The organism is Pleurocapsa minor HA4230-MV1 (genome assembly GCA_019359095.1).
Lineage (GTDB): Bacteria > Cyanobacteriota > Cyanobacteriia > Cyanobacteriales > Xenococcaceae > Waterburya > Waterburya minor.
Map to the genome: position 1 here is coordinate 277495 of JAHHHZ010000019.1, position 20447 is coordinate 297941.

Sequence of the window (20447 nt, forward strand, 5' to 3'; positions counted from 1 at the left end):
TAGCTTTCGTTATTCTGCGTCAATTAGTTAATCACCAAGCTTCACTCAGGGTAGTAAATATGTTCCAACAGCAAAATCCCCATAAAACACCAAAATTGAGTCAATGGAAATTGACTTTAATTGTGAGCGGGATCGGCTTGATTTTATTTAGTTTATTCCTAACTTCAACATCATCCCCAAAGTCCCAATCTTACAGTAAGTTTATCAACTTGGTAGAGAGCGATCGCGTCGAGCAGGTAACTATTAGCCCCGATCGTCTTAAATATACTCTCAAATCAGAGGGATTTGCCGACAACTCAGAGCAGGCTTTTACTACAGTCCCAGTGACTCAAGATACAGAGTTACCGAAAATTTTGCGTCAACATCAAGTAGAATTTTCCGCAACACCTTCTAATAGTGGTAGTGGGTTTTGGGGTTTTCTCCAACTATTATTTTTCCTCTTTTTATTGGTCAATTTGGGCGGTTTGTTATTCAGTCGCAGTCAACAAGGTACAGCGAGTCCTTTTGCTGTTGGTCGTAGCAACGCTCGTATTTACTCCGAAGGAAGTCTGGATGTTACCTTTGATGATGTAGCAGGAGTCGATGAAGCTAAAACAGAACTTTATGAAATTGTTGATTTTTTGCAAAACAAAACCAAATACGCTCTTCTAGGAGCAAAAATACCTAAAGGTGTGTTGTTAGTAGGACCTCCTGGTACGGGTAAAACTTTATTGGCAAAAGCGATCGCTGGAGAAGCTCAAGTTCCTTTCTTCAGTATCTCTGGCTCGGAGTTTATCGAAATGTTTGTTGGAGTAGGTGCATCGCGAGTGCGAGATTTATTCGATCGCGCTAAAAAACAAGCTCCTGCCATTGTCTTTATCGACGAACTAGATGCCTTGGGTAAGTCTCGCGCCTCTGGTGGAGCTTTTATGGGCGGTAACGACGAACGAGAACAGACACTCAATCAACTACTGGCAGAAATGGACGGGTTTGAACCCAACACAGGAGTAATTTTACTGGCTGCTACTAACCGTCCCGAAGTTCTCGATCCAGCCTTGTTACGTCCTGGTCGTTTTGACCGTCAGATTTTGGTAGATCGCCCCGATAAGTCGGGAAGACTGGCAATATTAGAAGTTCACGCTCGAAATGTTAGTTTGGCTGAAGACGTAGATTTAGATAAACTCGCTGCCCGTACCCCTGGTTTTGCTGGGGCAGATTTGGCAAACTTAATCAATGAATCTGCGCTACTTGCTGCTCGAAATAATCGCTCTGCGGTAACTATGGCAGATTTTAATGAAGCTATTGAAAGAATTTTGACAGGATTAGAGAAAAGATCGCGGGTACTCAATGAAACTGAGAAGAAAACCGTAGCCTATCACGAAGTCGGTCATGCGATTGTGGGTTCGTTGATGCCTGGAACTGATAGAGTCGAAAAGATCTCGATTGTTCCTCGTGGTATTGGCGCATTGGGCTATACCTTACAGTTACCAGAAGAAGATCGTTTCTTGGCGATCGAAGACGAAATTCGCGGTCGTATTGCCACTTTATTAGGAGGACGTGCTGCTGAAGAATTAATCTTTGGCAAAGTATCTACGGGAGCTAGCGACGATATTCAAAAAGCTACTGAGCTTGCTGAAAGATACGTAACTCTCTATGGCATGAGCGATCGCTTGGGCCCCATCGCTTTTGAAAAGGTACAGCAGCAGTATCTTGAGGGTATGACTAATCCTCGCCGTCAAGTCAGCCAAAAAGTTGCCGAAGAAATCGATCTAGAAGTCAAAGCCGTAATTGATGGCGCACATCAGACTGCTAAGACTACTCTTTTAGAAAATCGCGGACTATTAACAGCATTAGCTCAAATTCTCTTAAAACAAGAAATTTTAGCAGGAGAACAACTGCGATCGCATCTGGGTCAAGCTCAAAGAAATGAACGGGTAGATCGATGGTTGCAAACAGGAAAGTTAACTCAAAATAATTTACTTGCTCCTGCTTTATCTAAATAATGGAAAAACTTTTTACTTATCAGGAGTAAGCAATGATGAAATTTTATCTCTGGAAATTTTTGGCTTTATTATTAACAGGGTTTTTACTATTTTCTCTGCCTCTAATAATCAATCGTTTTACTGTACATGACTCAGTTACTCATCAGCTTGAAGAAGCTCCCAAACAAATACACAACTGGCGACAAAGTACAATTGCTTTTCATCCACCACAAAGGACAAATTTAATTTAATATGGCGATTATAAATCTTTTTAAAACAATACTAACATTGTTAATTTTGACTTGTATTTTCTGTTTAATAATGACTACAGACTTGGGCCTTGGTCCAGTCGCTAACGTTGCTTTGTACTTGGGCGGTGTAATTTTGCTAGGTTGGGCAACTGTAGCTTCTTTAAATATTTTTAACGATTGAGCGTAAAATCCCACAACTCGGCATTAATACTGCCAATATTTTTTCCTCATAAGTTTCTCATAAGTTTTTTATAACCTTCTATGTAGAGTGTTAACTAAGAGTATTTGTCGCGCTTATCAAAACAGCACCCTATGGCAGTGGCAAGTTACTTGAAAGTCTTTCACTCTTATTCAATCTTTATTGGATTCCAAAGAATTAAAGTTATGCAAAATATATCAAGATTTACTGTTGGGTTGGTTTTAATTTCTGTACCATTTTTACTTGTAAAAGCTGCTTATGCAGATACCGATCGCGATGCTACACCAGAAGAGAATACTAAAATTGTTGAAGTATTAAAGCAAAATAATTGTACGCTTACCGACGATATAGATTATATTGAGGGTATTGGATTTAAAGCAGAAGATGTTCAATGTGATGATGGTAAAGTATATGATGTATTTTTAGACGACAATTTTAACATTACCTCTAGACGAGAAGATCTTGATTGATTATTGTCAACCGAGTAAGTTTTTTAAAAGAATAAAAATTTTAGAATGTTAATGAGTACGTAATACTTTTGCTGTAAGCGTCCACAAAAAATTAATGATGGAATAAGCCAATTTTATGATTAGCATTCTCTATTCAGCAACGCCATAAAACAATAGTCAATTACTAATCTTTTAGCAGCAAATAAGTTAAACTGCGATCGCCTTATAACTATTAACTATTGAATCTAGCAGTAGGTTTCGAGGCTTTAAGCAAAAGTTAGTTCTTGGGCTGATTTGCATTTGACACTGCGTCTAAAATAGAAGCTAATTGTTTAGGCACGGACAGATATGGGCAATGTCCGCTTGCTAATTCAATTGCTTTGACCCCAAGAAGCTCATGTGCTGCTCTTCGAGACCAGCTCGGATTTATCGTTCGATCGCGATCGCAAACTATATAAGAGTGAGATATATTATTAGGATAATTTGTTAGCGGAAACACTTCGTTGATAGCTGCCTCAGCATTCGTCAGTTGTCTGGTACTAAATCCCCACTCAGCAACTTCTGGTGTACAGTCATGAAACAGAAAGTGCAAGGCTAACTCATAATCCTCGACTGGACATTTTCCCGCTCCTATTAATGATGTCCAAGCTTCTGCCCAGTCTGGATCGAACATATCTTGGCTTTCATCGAATAGCTGCTCGGCAATACTCGTTTCTACTTTGGGAATAAAGGAAGCAAGATAAACCATATGCAGAACTGGTCGTAACCTGGCAACTAAAGGCAGAAAGATGCCGCTAAATGAGTGTCCGACTAGAATTATGCTTTCTTCTATTGTTTCCAGTTGTCTGGCGATTATCTCTGCATACATCATTCCACCAGCATTTTGCCGAGCGCTCGGCAAGTCTATTTTAACTGCTTGGTGATTTAGTTTTTCTAACTCAGGAATTAATAAATTCCAGCACTCGGAATTTTGGGTTGAACCATGTATTAAGCAAAATACGCTCATTACTTTACTTGACAAAAGCGAGATTACCCTTCGGACAAACGAACGCAACCGCGATCGCGTTTATTTCCTATTTTTTTGGCTCGATTCTCCGCAGCTAACCCTGGTAAGAAAAGCACGACGTAAAGCCATGTTAATTGCAACAGGTATATGTCAACCACCAGAAGCAAGTATAGATCGAGCGCAGTTGTTACTACTGCGTTATTGTTTCCTACCAAATAAGACAGTTGAGTGATGCCTTCAATGTTTATCTGCTCTAAAACCAATGTCATGGTATTTTTAACTCCTGTAACTTATTTAGCTGGTTAATAATGGCTAATATTTAGAAGTTAACTGCACTTGCTACCCCTAGCTTGGGCATGGTTATAGTTAGCACCCCATCAATAAATTCGGCTCTAGTTTTTTCGGTTTGAATTGCTACAGGTAAACGAGTATGACATTTAATCTGCCCGTAATTCAATTGAGAAGGAATTAGTTCTTTTTCGTCTGTAGACTTATCTGGGTTGCAAATTCCCAAAATCGAAACAAATCTAATTCGGGCATTAATAATTAGATCTTCGATTTTAACTCCTGGAAGTTCTGCCTTAAGAATTAACTCTTCATCGGTTTCATTGAATTCGATGTTTGGACACCAAGTTTGATTTTGTTCGCTCATTAATAATCCCTCCTAGTAATTTTAGGGAAATTAGTTTTTATCAACGGAGAAAAAACTCCGTCGTTTGAGGGCGGGGTTTTTCACCTTTACTAGTTTTAGATTAAGCAAAAGTTTTGAGGAACTTATGAGGAAATTAAATCAAGTATTAGGGGTTAGGTGTTTTGCTTTGAATTGTGCGGATTCGCGATAGGCGATTGAGGATGCGAGTAGCTAATTGTGTTCCCGTAACTGGTTTGCTGATGTAATCGTCCGCACCGATATAAAATGCTTGCTCCTGAGTTTGTAAGTCTTGATGAACGGTGAGAAACAGAACGGGTAAATGACTCCAGTTTGGGTCACTTCGTAGCATACGACATAATTCAATGCCATTAACATCTGGCATTTCTATATCTAATATCACTAGGTCGGGTGAAGTAGCTTGAAGAACTTGCCAAAACTGATGAGGGTCATTAAGGGTGGTAATTTCAAATCCCCAAGGTTTGAGACTTGTCCGCATTGCCTCTATGAATAAGGAATCATCATCGACAATAGTTATCTTAGTTTCAGCCCCAGAACGTCGCAGCAGTTGAGATACAGCATTCATTGCCTGAGTTGAAGTTACGGGCTGCACCAATAAAGTATGTTTTTTACCGCGCATAATTTTAAGACGCTCGGTAAAATTTTTATCGGTGTTAAATAAGGCTGTTTCTGAGACAATTACCACAATAGGTAGTAAGGGCTTTTGCTGGTGTAGTTGTGCTAGTAAATCTAAACTATCTATCGGACTATCTCGATCCGTTTTGGTTCTAATCTGAAATATCCTGAGCAAAACAATCGCAGGGCGATCTCGCTGAATTATTTCTGGTGCTTCTGATGCAGTTATCGCGATCGCCGTTCGCAGATTATGCGCTGCTGCTTGGGTTGCTAATTGCTCAGTAAAATCGCGATCGTTATCAACAATTAACAATAAGGGAAAACTGTCTAAAACTAAATTAGATCCAGGATTGTAACTGTTAAATTTATCTCTCAAGTCGTTAAGCGATCTACTAAAAGGCTCGATTTGGTCTGGCTGAGGAAAAGTTTCAGCATCGAGAAAGGCTTCTAGTTCTCGTGCTAGCTTCGAGCCATTATAAAAGCCCAGACTTCCTAGAGAACCCGCTAATTTGTGGGCTGCTAAGATCGCTTCCCGTTTTAATTCTTGGTTGAAATTATTTGTTTTTAAGGCGATCGCTACATTCTCTAAAACTACTAAGCGATCGAACATTGCTTCTTTGTGTTGCAGCCAAAGATTAGCAATTTCTGCTGGATCGGCAGATTCGACTGCGGTATTAGCTACAGAGTCAGTTTGTGATTCTGCTTTATCTGGTAGTGGCTTAAGACGGTAGCCTATGCCGTAAACCGTCTCAATCAAATCTTTGGCTGCACCTGCCTCTTTCAACTTTTGACGTAGTGTTTTAATATGTGTCCTAACTGCTCCTTCAGTCGGCGGATCTTCAAAAGTCCAGAGATTTTCAATAACTCCCTCAAGGCTAAAAACACGATTGTGGTTGCGTAAAAATAGCTCTAACAAAGCATACTCTTTTGCTGTTAAATTTAACGGTTTCTCATTATAAAATGCTTCTAAGCTATTAAGATTGAGACCCAGATTACCCCACTTTAATGTAGATGATGAAGCTTGACCTTCTCGTGGTAGTAGGACACGAATTCGCACCGTAAGCTCATCAAAATTAAATGGCTTAACTAGATAATCATCAGCCCCCGCATCAAAACCCTTGACAATATCGGTGCTGTGATCGCGAGCAGTTAACATTAGAACTGGCACACTATAATCGCGATCGCGAAGTTTTTTACACAGACTAATGCCATCAATTTTGGGCAACATCACATCTAAAACCACCAAATCGTAGTTAAAAAGCGTAATATATTCCCATGCTTCCTCACCATCAGAAGCAATATCTACCGCATATCTTTGAGCGATGAGATGGTTAGATAGTGCATCTAGCAACACTTCATCATCGTCTACCAATAAAAGTCTCATCGAGTTTTTTTGTCTGTTTATTTTTTTTGCAACAGAACCCTCCGCGAGCGCGTCGCTACCTAGTCCAACTTCACTACCATCTTGCCAACATTTTTTCCCTCGAAAAGGCCGATAAACGCGCCCACCGCTTGGTCAAGTCCCGTCACCACCGTTTCTTTATTCTTCAGTTTGCCAGCTCGGAAATAGCTCCCCACTTCCCGTTCAAATTCACCCTGAAGATTTAGTGAATCTCTAACAATCAACCCTTTCATCGTCAATCGTTTAGTAGCCATATTCAAGAGATTGGAAGGACCAGGCTGCGGCTTTTCCTGGTTGTAACCTGAGATACCACCACAAGCGATGATTCGGCCATGTACACGTAACGCTGAAAGAGCCGCTTCGAGCATTTCACCGCCGACATTATCAAAATAGACATCAATCCCATCTGGCGCGGCCAAGTTCAATTGTTCGAGAATCGGGCTAGCCTTGTAATTAAAAGCGACATCAAATCCGCATTCTTCCATGAGAAACTTAACCTTTTCTGTTGAACCAGCAGCCCCGATAACACGGCACCCGCGTAATTTCGCTAGTTGTCCAGCCACACTTCCCACCGCGCCAGCAGCTCCCGAAATAAAAATCACGTCGCCAGCTTTAACCTCAACCAAATTCAACCCAACCCAGGCAGTCATGCCCGTCATGCCGAGCGCGCCTAAGTAAACCGATAGCGGTTGAATCTCGCTACTGACTGGATGCAAAGCTTTCGGCGTAGCTATGAAGTATTCCCGCCAGCCAAAGTTGGAAGTGACGATATCTCCTGGCTTGAATTCTCTAGTGCGGGACTCGATCACCTCGCCGACTGCGCCGCCTTCAAGAGGTTTACCTAACTCATAGGGTGGAACATAGGATTTACTATCGTTCATGCGACTGCGCATATATGGATCTACCGACATATAGAGGTTGCGAACGAGTACCTGTCCATCTTGAAGTGGCTCTAGTTCCGTCTGTGTGAAAGTAAAGTTATCTGTGGTTGGAATCCCTTTCGGGCGGGAGGCTAACTGAATCTCGCGGCTGGTGATCTGAGACATATAAATAACCTAGTTTTGTTTTCTTTTTATTTATGGTCAAGCTTCTTGATTTCTCAACTTATTTTCCATTTTTCGACGTTTCACTTCGTCGAGTTTCGATTGAATGTTAGCTTGGTTTCTTCCGCAATCAATAAAATACTTACAAAATTTGTCCAATATAGCCTCTATCTTTAGACCGTTTTAGTAAAATTTATACAATTAAAACGCGATTTAAATATTTGCTAAACCCTATCTATAAAGTTGTTTTTAGCTATTTCTATCCAAAGATGTAGTGACATTCTAACCAATTTCTCCCAATATTTTTGAGCGATGAGATGGTTAGATAGTGCATCTAGCAACACTTCGTCATCGTCTACCAATAAAAGTCTCATCTAGGTTTTGAGTATAATTTGGGGTTTTTCTTCACTTTAGCAAGCTTATTATAAGTGGATGATGTGCGATCGCTATTTTTTCTAGGAAAAATTTTCCTCATAAGTTCCTCAAATTACTTGCCTATATATTATTTAAGCGAGGTAATTAAGATGTTTAAGAAAATTTTAGTAGCAATAGACCGTTCAATCACCAGCAGGGAGGTTTTTGAAATTGCTATATCTCTGGCAAAAACAACTGGAGCAAGCTTGATGCTGCTGCACGTTTTATCCAATGAAGAAAGACAAAATCCAACTCTGTTTGTCTACTCTAGTATCAGATACAATGTGATAAGCGAAGTACTTCTCAAAGCGTATGAAGAACAGTGGCAAAAATTTGAAGAAGAAGGATTAGAATTTTTGCGCTCCCTTGTTAAAGAAGCAACAACCGCAGGAGTTGACGCTGAATTTACCCAATTTTGGGGTAATCCTGGACAAGATATCTGCGACTTAGCCCAAGCATGGTCGGCAGATTTGATCTTGGTCGGTAGTAGAGGTTTGTCTGGTATTAAAGAGATGTTTCTAGGTAGCGTTAGTAATTATGTAACCCACCATGCCCCTTGCTCGGTTTTCATTGTGCATAAAACTGGCAACACCTCGTCATCTCTCTCGATCAATTCTGATTCTCAATCGTTTCAGGACAAGCAACGAGAATTAACTACTTCTACTTCTGAAAAATCAACTTTTAGAAAACGTGAATTTGTAGCTAAATCAATTTCTCAGTTGGAAAAAAAAATCCCAATCTTCAGCAAAATCTAACTAAGTCGTACCTTGAAACAACAAAAAACTTAATATTTCTGGAGGAATAGGAAATGAATCATAATCAATCTATTTGCACTGTTTGTGGCTATAACATGATTGGCGATATACCTGATGTCTGTCCGTTTTGCGGAGCAAATCATAATAAGTTTGTTTCTTGGGATGAGGCACAACAGATCTATCAAGTAACACCGTATCGTGTAAATGACTACGTTACGCAGTTGCTATCCGTGCCTCGTCTTGGTTTAGAACACGCTGCTTATCGCATTGAAACAGATGATGCTGCTGTTTGGATTGATTGTCCCTCAGTATTCGATCCCGACTTGAAACCAGTAGAAGCGATCTACTTTACTCACAAGGATTTTATGGGTGCATCCAACCAGTATCGTGAAGCCTGGGATGCGAAAGTTTATCTGCACGCTCTCGATGCCAAACATCCACTTGCTAGACAATTTCCAGTCGATCAAAAATTTGAGGGTGACTTTAGCGAGCATGGTATTGAAGCTTTCCATATAGGTGGACATACGCCAGGTTTTACCCTGTATATCTATGGCAAGGTGTTGTTTATTTGCGACTATGCCTTTCCTCCAGGGTCGAAAATGCGATTTAACCCTTTTGGCCCGCAAAACGAAACACGTAAACGTGCAGCACGGATACTAGAAATTATTTCCGAGCGCTCGCTCTTAACCGTCTGCGGATATAATTTTGTTACAGAATTTGATAGCTGGCACAAGAATTTCAAGCATTTACTTGAAGAACATTCTCGCACAGTAGCTTAGATAAATTGAGATGTTTGACAAAATTTTAGTGGCAATAGATCGTTCGCCAGCGAGCAGAAATGTTTTTGAAACTGCTGTATCTTTAAGAGAATTTTTATGACGACTATTACCTTTGTAAAAGAAGATAAAGAAGCGATCGCAGCGATGGGTTCTAATTTACGCGAGAAAGCCCTTCAAAATAAAGTTGATATTTATACCTTGGGAGGTAAACTAAGAAACTGTGGTGGGTATGGACAGTGTGGTACTTGCGTGGTTGAAATCGCCGAGGGAATAGAAAACTTGTCTCCCAAAACAGATTTTGAAAAACGTAAATTGAAGAAGAAACCAAATAATTATCGTTTAGCTTGTCAAGCTATGGTTAATGGTTCAGTCAAGGTTATAACTAAACCAAAACCTTCTCGTTAGCATCAACCATGATTAAACTCCTTGACAAACCTGGCGATCGCCAGGTTTGATGTGAATTATATATTACAATTAGTAACTACGATGTCGAGGAAGTTGTCCTCCAAAACAAGATAAAATTCTTCGCGTTGTCCGTTAACTATCTATAAAGTTGTTTTTAGCTATTTCTATCCAAAGATGTAGTGACATTCTAACCAATTTCTCCTAATATTTTTGAGCGAGCGGAAGAACATCAAAAATGAGATTCTTTTTAAGAATGAGATTTTATTGTCAATGAAGCAATATTTTTATTGTTATCTAATAATTGTCAGCATATTTTTGACAGGTTGTAATAATGCACAACCTCCACAAGAGCCTATTTCTCAATTGAAAGTCGTAAATTTAAATAACACGGTTAAGCTTGTCAGAGGTCAAACGGTTTACGTTCCTGTTTACTCGCATATTTATTATTTCGATCGCGATCGAATTCGAGAATTTGCTACTACACTGAGTATCCGCAATACGGATTTGACCAACCCAATTATTGTTACTTCGACAAGCTATCACAATACTAATGGCGAACTCGTTCGCAAGTATTTAGAGCAACCTGTAGAACTCAACCCTTTAGCAACAACAAATTTTATAGTTAATCTAGACGATACAACTGGCGGAGTTGGAGCGAGTTTTATTGTGGAATGGGTTGCTACCAAAGAAGTATCCGATCCTGTTGTTGAAGCAGTCATGATTCATACACCAAGCACTCAAGGACTTTCTTTAATTAGTAATGGTCGAGTTATCAAAAGTTGGAGGGAGGAGCAAAAATAAAATAAGCTGTTTTTTCACTCATCAATTGCTAGATCGAGCCATCGAGCGACAGTTGTTAAAGAAAATTCTTGGATCGTTTGTTGATTTTTCGTTGACACTTTTATCAAAAACATTACGCCTTCATCAACGCCAAAGTAATAAGTGTCCTAAGATAAATCCATATTGCTATAAATAACGATCGAGATTACGAAGCGTTTTGATAGATTTGTTGTTCTCGATTAATAAACACCCCAGCTAAGGCTTGATAAGCTTCAATCCAAGCGGTCATCACTTCTTCGGTCGCTGCATCTCCCAACACATCCTTAATTGCCTGTAACAAACATTCTCCCACTATCGGATACTGTTCTGGTAAAACATAGGTTTGTACGTGACGATGAGCAATTTTATCTACCATTCCTTTTAAAGATTCTAGATCGTCAATATGAGTAGCGTAACTATAAACAGCAGTAGCAAGTTTAGCGGGTTGAGTCCCATTAGCCTGTGCAGCCAGATCGAACTGTGCTTTCACTTCTGGATAGGTATCAAACATAATTTCGTACATCCGAGTAGTAATTTTTTTACCGTGTAGTTTAATTACGGGGGCGGTGGATTTGACGATCTCAATAGTTTTTTGACTAACTCCCTTCTTCGCTGGAAAATGTTCGGAAAAAGCCAGAGTAAATGCTAGATTTTCTTTCGCTTGCACTGTATGGGGTGCATTAGCAGGTATAAAAATAAATACTCCTGGGGCTAAAGCGATATCTTTTCCTTCTAAATTAAGATTTCCTGTACCTTCAATTACAGTTATGACCGCATTACGAGTGGAGGAATGTTCGTCAAGATCTGTACCTGCTGCTAAACAGAATAAGCTGTATTGACTGTTGTTATCTTTGAATAAAACTTTACTGTCGATCCCATTGGTGGGGTATTCAATTAAATCCTGTAATGTAGCATTAAAAGAATTGTTAGCTGTTGCGACTGTCATGATTTTCTCCTTGGTCTTTTGTTGTTTATTTATTACACTCGGTATATCACGTCTCTACTGACTGATAAAAACGATATAACCGATGTTTTTTCCCTGTTGTTGAAAGCTACGGCGCATCTTTTTGACTCTGTGACGCAGACTGGGTTTAGTTAAAACATTCGAGATAATTTTGACTGTTCCTAATAAACCTTCATCCCTGATCATTTGATCGAGATTAAGTAATCCCATTTTTCCTGTTTGCTGTTGCTGTATATTTAAACCAGCATCTTTACAAGCCTTCGACCACTCCGAGACAGTTAAAGGATTAGCATTGACTCGAATAGATTTAGATAAGCTTTTACGCACTTGTTCAGCATGATCGCGGACAAACATTTCATGGGAAAGAAACTTACCCCCTGGTTTGAGACAGTTTCTAATTCCTGATAATATCGCGGCTTTCCCTACATCCGACTGCATGGTGAGGATCGCTTCGGCTAAGACATAATCAAACTTGTCTGTAATCTTATCTAATTGAAAAATATCTCCTTCTAAAATAGTCACTTGGTCTGATAATCCCGCAGCTTTGATATTTTCCCTAGCTTTAGCCACGCTATTAGGGTTTTTTTCGATGCCCACTACACGCACGTTAAATCTTTTAGTTATTTCAATAGCACTTTCGCCACAGCTTGCTGCCAATTCTAATACCGTTTCTCCTGGTTGGAAATTAGCCCAAGTAAACAATTGTTCTGTGGCTGCTTTTCCTCCAGGACGTAATATTCTCTTTCCTGCTGCTGCTAAGACTTGATAACCAGGGACGGTAGCAAAATTAAGAGTAGTTGTCATGAGTTATATCCCAACTCGATACTCTTACTCTGACATTAATTTTATGACTCGTCTTTGAGGTAGCTCATGTTTTGTTTGAGAATAAAGTTTTGTTTAAAAGCATCGAGCGCAGGTTACGGTAATTTTTTAAAGGATCGAAAAAGTAGGCAAAACTCTTTTAAATAAAAGTTTACAACCAATGTTTAGGATAAGGTCTACCAGGAGCCAAATTATTAAAAATTATAGTAACTAAAACGATTCCGATCGACCCCGCCAAAGCCGGAGTAAAAATAAAGTGCCAATCTGCACTACTCAAAACTCCGATTAAAGCGACTGCTCCTGATGGTGGATGTACTGTTCTAGTTAATTGCATTAATTTAATCGTAGTAGCTACCGCTAGAGCCATAACCCAAGGGGCTGTACCAAATAAATGTACTAAAAATACGCAGGTCAACGCACCGATTAAATTTCCCCCAATAACATTGCGTGGTTGAGCTAAGGGACTATCAGGAACACCAAACACTAATACCGCAGTTGCTCCAAAAGGTGCAGCAATCAAAGGATAAGAACTATAAACTGAAAGATAAGCTAAAACTGCAATGCCAATAAAACTACCAACATAAGAAAGTAAAATATGTTGCCAGGAAAATTTTGGTTGGTGTTTTCGACTCTTTCGCAAACTGTGAAATTTACGTATCCAACGCCTTAAAACACTCTTATTAGTGCCTTTTTGAGAGAATTTTTTTCTTACCGTATTATTTCTTAACAGCATTATTTTTTAACAGTATCGATTATAGGAGCGACTACGCATCCGTGATCATTAGTTAAAATAATCTCGACCTAGGTAATTGTTTATTGTTGTTAATATATCATGGTTTTTGTTAAAATATCATGACAAAACAGCATTAAAGTATTTAAAGATACAGAAATATCTAATACCTTGCTTAAGGCTTGCTTATAGATCGATCCCACTTTTTAGGTTCTAATTTTTGGCTTAAATAAACTGGGAATATTTTCCAATAAATGTTAGCTAAAGGTTACTCGTCGCTAGCTCAATTACAGCAAATCTCCATCTTTCAAGATTTAGCGATCGCCTAACAACTACATGGTGTAATTACAGGAAGACTAGAAATCAAAAAAACTGGCGATCGTTATCTGATCTAGCATGCTCTAGCTATACTTCAATCTGAAGTTTATTTTTCCTCATAAGTTCCTCAGATAACTGCTCTAAATTTAAAACTAATTAGATCACAAAAGGAGAAAGAAATTTATTTAAATATTTTAATCATGTTGGATATGCAATTTAAATGTAAATCAGCTAAATAAGATTAATTGGTAAGTTGAACCTAAAAAATGAATATTAACAGTAAAATTACCAGAAATATCACAAATGAGCTTGATAAAAAAATTTTATGTGCTTATCAAAATTTGAGTAGTAATTGGCAAATAATTAAGATTACCAATATACCCAACTACTATTGGGAAAAAGCAGTTTTACCTGGTCAAAAGATTGTTTTTATTACGTCAATTAAAGCTATCTTAAAAATTTTCTCCGCTGATAATATTACAGCCATCTTGATAGACAACATTTCCTGTCAGAAACTAAAAATAAATTAAACTTCAATTTTTAATCCAAATGAATAGTCAAGTAGTTAAACTCAATCGAAATTTAATCCCCGAAATTAAGAGCCGCCTAAAAGCTGGCGAAGTCATCATTCTTCCTACAGATACTGTTTATGCTTTAGTTGCTAATGGCAAAGATATAGAGGCTGTCACTCGACTCAGACAAATTAAAGCCTTTTCTTCCCCCCAACCTCTAGGCATTTTTACTCGCAAAGAAAAAGCAGAGCAAGTGGTGGAAGTAGACCAATTCGCTTTGCAAATGATGAATCATTTTCCCTATCCCGTGACGATGATTATGCGCGCTAAATCTACTTTATCCGAAGCAGTAACAAACGGATTTAAAAATGTTTTTGTCACCTGTCCAGATCGATTTATTTACGATCTCATCATGGAAATACCTTTTCCCATTGTGGGAACTTCTGCTGCTTTTGCAGGCATTCAAGCAAGCAATGCCGAGCTAGCGGTCAAGTTTTTTGGCGACAAAGTTGATTTTATTGTCGATGGTGGCGAGAGTAAACACGGCAGAAGTAGCACTTTAGTAGATTTTACAGTAGAAGTGCCAACTATTATGACCTATGGTACAGTTTCCGTAGACGACCTCAGACCATTACTTCCTCAGATTGTTCTTCCTTCCCACATGATGAAGTAATAGTTGGCCAGAGAGAGGTGTCAATAGACTGATATTGTCAGGTTAAGGAAAACGGGTATGAAATAATGAAAAGATGAAGAAAAATCTTTACTATCATCACCGTTTTCCCGCCGAAATAATCAGTTATTGTGTTTGGCTCTACAACAGCTTTTCTCTTAGTTTCAGAGATAATGAACAATTCGACTAGCTCGTTTAGCTGATACTTGTAATCCTGTTTTTAACCCTTGTTTGACAATATCTTTTATAGTATATCTTTTAAAGCTGGTCTAAAGTCGTGAACTACAACATCAATTTTCCATTCAGGGAGTTGAATATGACAAACCTGAGCCTAAATATTTTCTTTACAAATTAGCTTTAAAAGCTACTGCAACTTGTTCTGCTATTTTTAAAGGATTGAACGGTTTAGTAATTACGCCTTTGATCCCTAACTCGGTAAATTGCGGATCAATAGATCCTTTTCTAGCTGTCAGTAAAATTACGGGAATATCATTTGTCATTGAATTTGATTGTAACCTTTTAAACGTCGTCAAACCATCCACATCGGGCATCATTACATCTAAAAGAATTGCATTTGGTCGTTTGATTTGAGCTAGGTTTAATCCTTCCATGCCAGAAGCAGCCGTGATGACTTGCCATTTTCCGAGAATTTCTAAGCAGGTTTGAATTAATTTGCGAATGTCATCATCGTCATCAATGACTAAAATTTTTTTGAGGCTCATTGTCAGTAAATTTTAAGCTTAAGTTTTCAAGTTATAGCAATTCTCGGTTGAGTGGGGAAAAATAGATTTTTGGCGACTAAAAAATTGATCGTGTTTGACTCTTCTAAATTCTTGATCGAGCGATTGCTAGCCTTAGTAAAATTGTTAAAAGAATCAATACTGCCGCGATCGCTAGTAGGGGAAACAAATCAAGTGCCAGATTAAATCCTTGAGCGTTATTCTCCCAACGTACAATCCACCAACTATCTGTGCCAATTGCAAACGAAGGTACTTGCAAAATATCGAATAACAATGGTAGAACAAAACTAACGACAATCAGTGCAGCAACGACTGAAACGATCACATCTAATAAAGACCACAACCGAGATTTAATCTTTTCACGTCTTTTTTGAAAAAGAAGCGATCTAGGGTTTAGATTGGGAGGTGCGTAAATTGCCATACCTGCTTTGCGATCTTCTACGGCTATCGAGGACGGACAACGCAACAATAATGTCGCCATCCAGATATCTCCAATAGCTCCAGCCGTGTTAAATACTACTATCCAACCCAACCAAGGTGCTTGCGGAAAAATAGCTAGTAATAATAATGCGATCGCATCAATAACAATTAAAGGGGCTAAACTGATCGTTAGGAAGGCATTACGTGAAAAAAGGTAATTGGACGAAGTAGCGTACAGATAAAGCATAAAAAATTTGATACCGACTCCATAGCGCGGTTTACCACCAAAAACGGCGAAAGCCAGACCATGTATCAACTCATGGATGATAAATGTTCCAATCGGGACACCAAGGAAGTAGAGTAATACGATAATTGTTTGCCAAGCTTGGTTAATCGAGCGATCGCCAGCATCTAAAGTCCATGACTGTCCGTGAACGGTCGTGTAAAATGTGCTAATCCCTGCGGCTGCGACTATAAACAGCACGATACTCAGGCTAGTCCAACGTAAAGCAACTTCGTTAGTCAAACGAAAAGTGTAAATTGGTTCATCTCGATTTATCTGACTTATCAAGATTGTTTTACCCCTCTTCATAACGTCTGTCTTTGATAAATCTTGCCAAACCAAGCGTCGCGATCCCTTTCGAGCCGCTTGGCAGCTTTTAGATTCAATCGCCATACTCCAGTATAGACAGTCGCTATAATCAAAAGTAGCACGATGACAAGATCGGAAGATGCGTCATAAACGCTCGGAAGATAGATACAAAGTCCCAAGAATAAAGGCAAAAGATACCAGAGCCAAGAAAGTCTGAGCATTCGAGCCTGATGGGTCATACGATCCTTCCACTTCTCTGGAAACTGAGTTGGGGGAAATACGAAAAGCTCCGATTTAGGAATACGCAGTTGCCACCAAATGATAGTAATGTCCAGCAATAGCGCGAAAATTACCACTCCGCCTCCAACGAGCGAGAGAGTGTTTTCGTTCTGCCTGTAAATATCGTAAGCAATATCTAAAGCGAAGACAACAATGACAGCGCAGGCAACTATTGTCTCACGGACATTCCGACGTTGCGTACATTTTACAAACTCGGTAACTTTTTCTTGTAGCGATTTCTCTTGTCGGTTAGACATATTTACCTCCTTTTGGCATATAAGATTGAAGTATGTATCTGTGATGTTTAGTGTCTGGTTAGTTGTACAATTTCGGGAGTGACGCGATCGCGAGACGGTTTTTTGAAGTTTCAACCAGTACGGAAAATAGGAGCGCACTAAATCCAATTAGTTGCAGAACAAAGCGTGTCGCGTGCGAGTATCCCCATTGGTTTCGTCCCTGCGTCCAATCTGCTGGAATGGAATCAACAGTCCATTGAGCAAACTCAGCATTCATAGGTGCGACAAACGAAAACCAAACTACAAGAGCTAATGCCAGAAAAGTTGCTCCAGCTAACGTCCATTTAAAAGCAAGGCGACGTTGGCGAACGAGGAATGTTAAGGCGATCGCACAAACGATTGCACCAACCTCGCTAAATATGCCAGGAAACGAGCCAAATTGCCGATACAAACTTTGCTGAATCGTTAAGTACAATGACGCAGGATAATTCATCTTAGCTGGCAACTCTAGCGTATGGCAGAACGCCATTCCCATACTTAGTGCTGCCAAGATAATCGTAATAAAACGCCAGGTTCTTACAAACATAGTCATTAATAGTAAATTAAGATTTTTCGGCGTTGCTGAATCAAGGTATACCACAAGGGTATATCCGAAGGTGTATCCTTTAGGACAATGTGATTTTTAACTTTTTCAGTTGATGATCAAAATTTAAAAAAGCTAATAGCTAATAGCTGATAGCTAAAAGCTACGAACAGATTACTTTTCGGTTTCATACTTCAAATCAGCAACGCCGATTTTTCTTGTAAACGCTTAAAGTTGCACACCACGTATTGAAATTCATCGCCAGGAGTCTCAGCATCCATGCGAGTGCGTGATACCCCACCAAAAGCAAACAGGGTAATGCCTTCTACAGAAATACCTTTGGCTCTGGCTACCAAGGAGTGAGAGAGTTCGTGAGCCAGTAGGGAAGCAAAAAATAACAGTGTTGTCACGATTCCCATGACGATATATGTCCCTTGGGAGAGTCCTGAATAGTTGGCGGGGAATACACTGCCAATAAAAGTCCACAAGATTAAAAAGAAAATAAGAAACCAAGATAAATCGACGCGAATTTCAAACCCAAAAATAGAACCTAATCGGAAGCCTTGCATATTAATACCAAAACTAAGATAAATAGCGATCGCTCTTGCTTTGAATGTTATCGATATTAATGACTCGATAAAAAAAAAGAAAATGCCCAACCCATCCAATACGCGCTCGTAGAAGCTGGGAAAAGGCAGTAAAAGGAGCAATATCATGCAAAATTTATGTTTTAAAGTTAAAGCGCAAAAGTGGAAAAGTCGGGGAAAAATTACTGTTTTAAAGAAGTGAATTATGGTGGAATTGAATCGCTCGCATTTGAGACATTACAGCGTTGCCCTAATAGCCGTAATTGTCGCTTTTATTCTCACTCAACTTGTATGGTGGTTGATTCAACCCCATCTCTATCCACTGTTTCTGGCTGCTGTCATGGTGAGTTCTTGGTACGGTGGAATGGGAGCGGGATTGTTCGCCACTACTCTAGCAGCTATCTTATGTGTTTACTTTTTTATACCTATACTTGATTTGTCAACAGTTAGTCGAGATGGCATCGTTGGATTACTTCAATTCATATTAGTAGCTTTGTTGATTATCTTCCTCAATACAAGGCTGCGCTCTACCAAACATCGCTCTGAACTTAATGCATTTCAAGCACAACGCAATTACGCTCACTTGCTAGAGAGTGAAGAACGTTATCGTCTTTTATTAGAAGGAGTTACGAACTATGCCATTTTCATGCTAGATCCAAAAGGTCAAATTACAAGTTGGAATTTGGGAGCAGAACGCATCTTAGGTTATTGCGAAGCAGAAATTATCGGTCGCTCTTTCGCTCTCATTTTTACGCCAGAAGCCATTAAGCAGGGAATACCTACTCGCGCCTTAAAAGATGCTGCAACTAAAGGGATGTCTAAAGATGATCGCTGGCACGTCCGCAAAGATGATACGAGCTTCTGGGCGCATGGTGTTGTTACTCCTTTGCGAGATGAAGAAGGTAATCTGCGCGGTTTTGCTAAGATTTTACAAGACCTAACCGAGCGCAAGCAAGCAGAAGAGGAACGGGAAGAACTATTAAGACGCGAACAAGTGGCACGTGCTGAGGCCGAATCAGCCAACCATACCAAAGATGATTTCTTAGCAGTCGTTTCCCACGAACTCCGAACGCCCATGACTGCGATTGTCGGTTGGGCTGGAATGTTACAAACGGGTATGCTAGATGAAGCAAGAACAGCTATGGCAATTGAAACAATCGAGCGAAATGCCAATTCGCAAATGCAGCTAATCGAAGATCTTTTAGATGTCTCGCGTATTGTTAGAGGTGAAATTTCACTACATTTTAGTGAGGTAGGTTTGGTTGACGTTATTAGAGCAGCGATTGAAGTCGTGCAGCCTACGGCAGATGTTAAAGAAATCGATCTAGAGTCTATACTCGTTTCTTTTGCAGAATCTCTTTTAATTAGAGGAGATTGGGATCGCTTGCAACAGGTAATATTAAATTTACTGTCCAATGCCATTAAATTTACCCCCGAAGGTGGGCGCGTCGAGGTGCGATTGTCAGTAGTCGATCGTCGCGATCAACAAACAAAGATTCGCCATGCTCAAATTCAAGTCATTGATACGGGAATTGGGATCTCTGCCGAATTTTCACCCCATGTCTTTGACCGCTTCCGTCAGGTAGATAGTACCAGTGCCAGATCGAGTAAAGGTTTGGGTTTAGGACTGGCGATCGCGCATCATTTAGTAAAACTACATGGCGGAACTATAAAAGTAGAAAGTCTAGGGATAGGACAGGGAACTACTTTTACAGTCACTTTACCTCTTTTGGAAAGAGCGGAAGAGGTTGAGGAAGCAGAAGAAGTAAAAGAAGAAACTAATATTTCTCTAACTGGTTTGCGGGTTTTGGTTGTGGATGATGATCAGGATGCGCGAGAGTGGATGAGTGTAGTACTTGAAGAATGTGGCGCGGAAGTTATGACTGTTGATTCGGTAGACGAGGCAATTGCAGGACTAGAACGACAAAGACCAAATGTATTAGTTAGCGATATTGGTATGCCAGGGAAAGACGGTTATGCACTCATCCGTAAAATTAGAGAACTCGAATCAGAGATGGGAGGGCGCATACCTGCTGTTGCTTTGACGGCGTATGCTAGAGTTGAAGATTACCAAAAGGCTTTAGCAGAGGGGTTTCAATTACATATTTCCAAACCAGTTAAGGCGATTGAACTGATTACTGTCGTTGCTAGTCTTGCCAGAAGGAATGGATAGGTGCGATCCGAAGGCTGCGCGGTGCGGTAGCGCAATCGCTTAAAAAACTTTGC

At 39.6% G+C, this 20447-nt stretch carries 23 protein-coding genes and 1 pseudogene; 11 read left to right on the forward strand and 13 right to left on the reverse strand.

Annotation, left to right across the window (positions count from 1 at the left end; translation table 11 throughout):
* Window positions 1-59: 59 nt before the first annotated feature.
* The 3 genes from ftsH (at window position 60) to KME09_10445 (ending at window position 2881) form a co-directional block, all read left to right on the forward strand.
* Window positions 60-1982, forward strand: a complete 1923-nt coding sequence (gene ftsH, locus KME09_10435; protein ID MBW4534339.1) for an ATP-dependent zinc metalloprotease FtsH — start codon at window positions 60-62, stop codon at window positions 1980-1982.
* Between the two features lie 32 nt (window positions 1983-2014).
* On the forward strand, window positions 2015-2212 hold the full coding sequence (locus tag KME09_10440) for a hypothetical protein (GenBank protein ID MBW4534340.1): 198 nt from the start codon (window positions 2015-2017) through the stop codon (window positions 2210-2212).
* 312 nt (window positions 2213-2524) lie between these two features.
* Window positions 2525-2881 carry a hypothetical protein gene (locus KME09_10445; GenBank protein MBW4534341.1) on the forward strand — a complete coding sequence of 119 codons (357 nt, stop codon included), beginning with the start codon at window positions 2525-2527 and terminating at the stop codon, window positions 2879-2881.
* Window positions 2882-3137: 256 nt separating this feature from the next.
* On the opposite strand, the gene KME09_10450 is transcribed toward KME09_10445, so the two are convergent.
* The 5 genes from KME09_10450 to KME09_10470 all read right to left on the reverse strand — a co-directional run bounded on the left by KME09_10450 (window position 3138) and on the right by KME09_10470 (window position 7599).
* Window positions 3138-3866, reverse strand: coding sequence for an alpha/beta hydrolase (locus KME09_10450; protein MBW4534342.1), 729 nt, complete (start codon window positions 3864-3866; stop codon window positions 3138-3140).
* 23 nt (window positions 3867-3889) lie between these two features.
* Window positions 3890-4135: a hypothetical protein gene (locus KME09_10455; protein MBW4534343.1), complete on the reverse strand. Its 246-nt coding sequence runs from the start codon at window positions 4133-4135 to the stop codon at window positions 3890-3892.
* Between the two features lie 50 nt (window positions 4136-4185).
* Window positions 4186-4518, reverse strand: a complete 333-nt coding sequence (locus KME09_10460) for an Hsp20/alpha crystallin family protein (protein ID MBW4534344.1) — start codon at window positions 4516-4518, stop codon at window positions 4186-4188.
* Window positions 4519-4663: 145 nt separating this feature from the next.
* Window positions 4664-6535, reverse strand: coding sequence for a response regulator (locus KME09_10465; protein MBW4534345.1), 1872 nt, complete (start codon window positions 6533-6535; stop codon window positions 4664-4666).
* Between the two features lie 59 nt (window positions 6536-6594).
* Window positions 6595-7599: an NADP-dependent oxidoreductase gene (locus KME09_10470; protein MBW4534346.1), complete on the reverse strand. Its 1005-nt coding sequence runs from the start codon at window positions 7597-7599 to the stop codon at window positions 6595-6597.
* Between the two features lie 521 nt (window positions 7600-8120).
* On the opposite strand from KME09_10470, the gene KME09_10475 reads away from it, so the two are divergent.
* The 5 genes and pseudogenes from KME09_10475 (at window position 8121) to KME09_10495 (ending at window position 10750) form a co-directional block, all read left to right on the forward strand.
* Complete coding sequence (locus tag KME09_10475) at window positions 8121-8765, forward strand: universal stress protein (GenBank protein MBW4534347.1); 645 nt, start codon at window positions 8121-8123, stop codon at window positions 8763-8765.
* Window positions 8766-8818: 53 nt separating this feature from the next.
* Window positions 8819-9544, forward strand: coding sequence for an MBL fold metallo-hydrolase (locus KME09_10480; protein MBW4534348.1), 726 nt, complete (start codon window positions 8819-8821; stop codon window positions 9542-9544).
* 10 nt (window positions 9545-9554) lie between these two features.
* Window positions 9555-9635: pseudogene (locus KME09_10485) on the forward strand (universal stress protein).
* Window positions 9636-9640: 5 nt separating this feature from the next.
* Window positions 9641-9949, forward strand: a complete 309-nt coding sequence (locus KME09_10490) for a (2Fe-2S)-binding protein (GenBank protein MBW4534349.1) — start codon at window positions 9641-9643, stop codon at window positions 9947-9949.
* A gap of 270 nt (window positions 9950-10219) precedes the next feature.
* A complete protein-coding gene (locus tag KME09_10495; protein MBW4534350.1) occupies window positions 10220-10750 on the forward strand; it encodes a DUF3124 domain-containing protein in 531 nt (176 codons plus the stop codon).
* A gap of 184 nt (window positions 10751-10934) precedes the next feature.
* Here the strand turns inward: KME09_10495 and KME09_10500 are convergent, their stop codons facing one another.
* The 3 genes from KME09_10500 to KME09_10510 all read right to left on the reverse strand — a co-directional run bounded on the left by KME09_10500 (window position 10935) and on the right by KME09_10510 (window position 13287).
* Window positions 10935-11714: a cupin domain-containing protein gene (locus tag KME09_10500; protein ID MBW4534351.1), complete on the reverse strand. Its 780-nt coding sequence runs from the start codon at window positions 11712-11714 to the stop codon at window positions 10935-10937.
* A gap of 54 nt (window positions 11715-11768) precedes the next feature.
* Window positions 11769-12536 (reverse strand): class I SAM-dependent methyltransferase, encoded by a 768-nt coding sequence (locus KME09_10505; GenBank protein ID MBW4534352.1) that lies wholly within the window; start codon window positions 12534-12536, stop codon window positions 11769-11771.
* A 169-nt stretch (window positions 12537-12705) separates the two neighbouring features.
* Entirely contained in the window at window positions 12706-13287 is a 582-nt protein-coding gene (locus KME09_10510) for an HPP family protein (protein MBW4534353.1), read from the reverse strand.
* 581 nt (window positions 13288-13868) lie between these two features.
* Between KME09_10510 and KME09_10515 the strand changes: the two genes are divergently transcribed.
* Window positions 13869-14132: a DUF1830 domain-containing protein gene (locus KME09_10515; protein ID MBW4534354.1), complete on the forward strand. Its 264-nt coding sequence runs from the start codon at window positions 13869-13871 to the stop codon at window positions 14130-14132.
* A 19-nt stretch (window positions 14133-14151) separates the two neighbouring features.
* Entirely contained in the window at window positions 14152-14787 is a 636-nt protein-coding gene (locus tag KME09_10520; protein MBW4534355.1) for an L-threonylcarbamoyladenylate synthase, read from the forward strand.
* Window positions 14788-15128: 341 nt separating this feature from the next.
* Here the strand turns inward: KME09_10520 and KME09_10525 are convergent, their stop codons facing one another.
* From KME09_10525 to KME09_10545, 5 genes are all read right to left on the reverse strand, one after another.
* Complete coding sequence (locus KME09_10525) at window positions 15129-15506, reverse strand: response regulator (GenBank protein MBW4534356.1); 378 nt, start codon at window positions 15504-15506, stop codon at window positions 15129-15131.
* A 103-nt stretch (window positions 15507-15609) separates the two neighbouring features.
* Window positions 15610-16515 carry a DUF3267 domain-containing protein gene (locus KME09_10530; GenBank protein ID MBW4534357.1) on the reverse strand — a complete coding sequence of 302 codons (906 nt, stop codon included), beginning with the start codon at window positions 16513-16515 and terminating at the stop codon, window positions 15610-15612.
* Window positions 16516-16532: 17 nt separating this feature from the next.
* Entirely contained in the window at window positions 16533-17072 is a 540-nt protein-coding gene (locus KME09_10535) for a hypothetical protein (protein MBW4534358.1), read from the reverse strand.
* 58 nt (window positions 17073-17130) lie between these two features.
* Window positions 17131-17637 carry a DUF1772 domain-containing protein gene (locus KME09_10540; protein MBW4534359.1) on the reverse strand — a complete coding sequence of 169 codons (507 nt, stop codon included), beginning with the start codon at window positions 17635-17637 and terminating at the stop codon, window positions 17131-17133.
* Window positions 17638-17828: 191 nt separating this feature from the next.
* Window positions 17829-18350 carry a hypothetical protein gene (locus tag KME09_10545; GenBank protein MBW4534360.1) on the reverse strand — a complete coding sequence of 174 codons (522 nt, stop codon included), beginning with the start codon at window positions 18348-18350 and terminating at the stop codon, window positions 17829-17831.
* A 76-nt stretch (window positions 18351-18426) separates the two neighbouring features.
* Between KME09_10545 and KME09_10550 the strand changes: the two genes are divergently transcribed.
* Window positions 18427-20394: a PAS domain S-box protein gene (locus KME09_10550; GenBank protein MBW4534361.1), complete on the forward strand. Its 1968-nt coding sequence runs from the start codon at window positions 18427-18429 to the stop codon at window positions 20392-20394.
* Window positions 20395-20447: the final 53 nt, after the last annotated feature.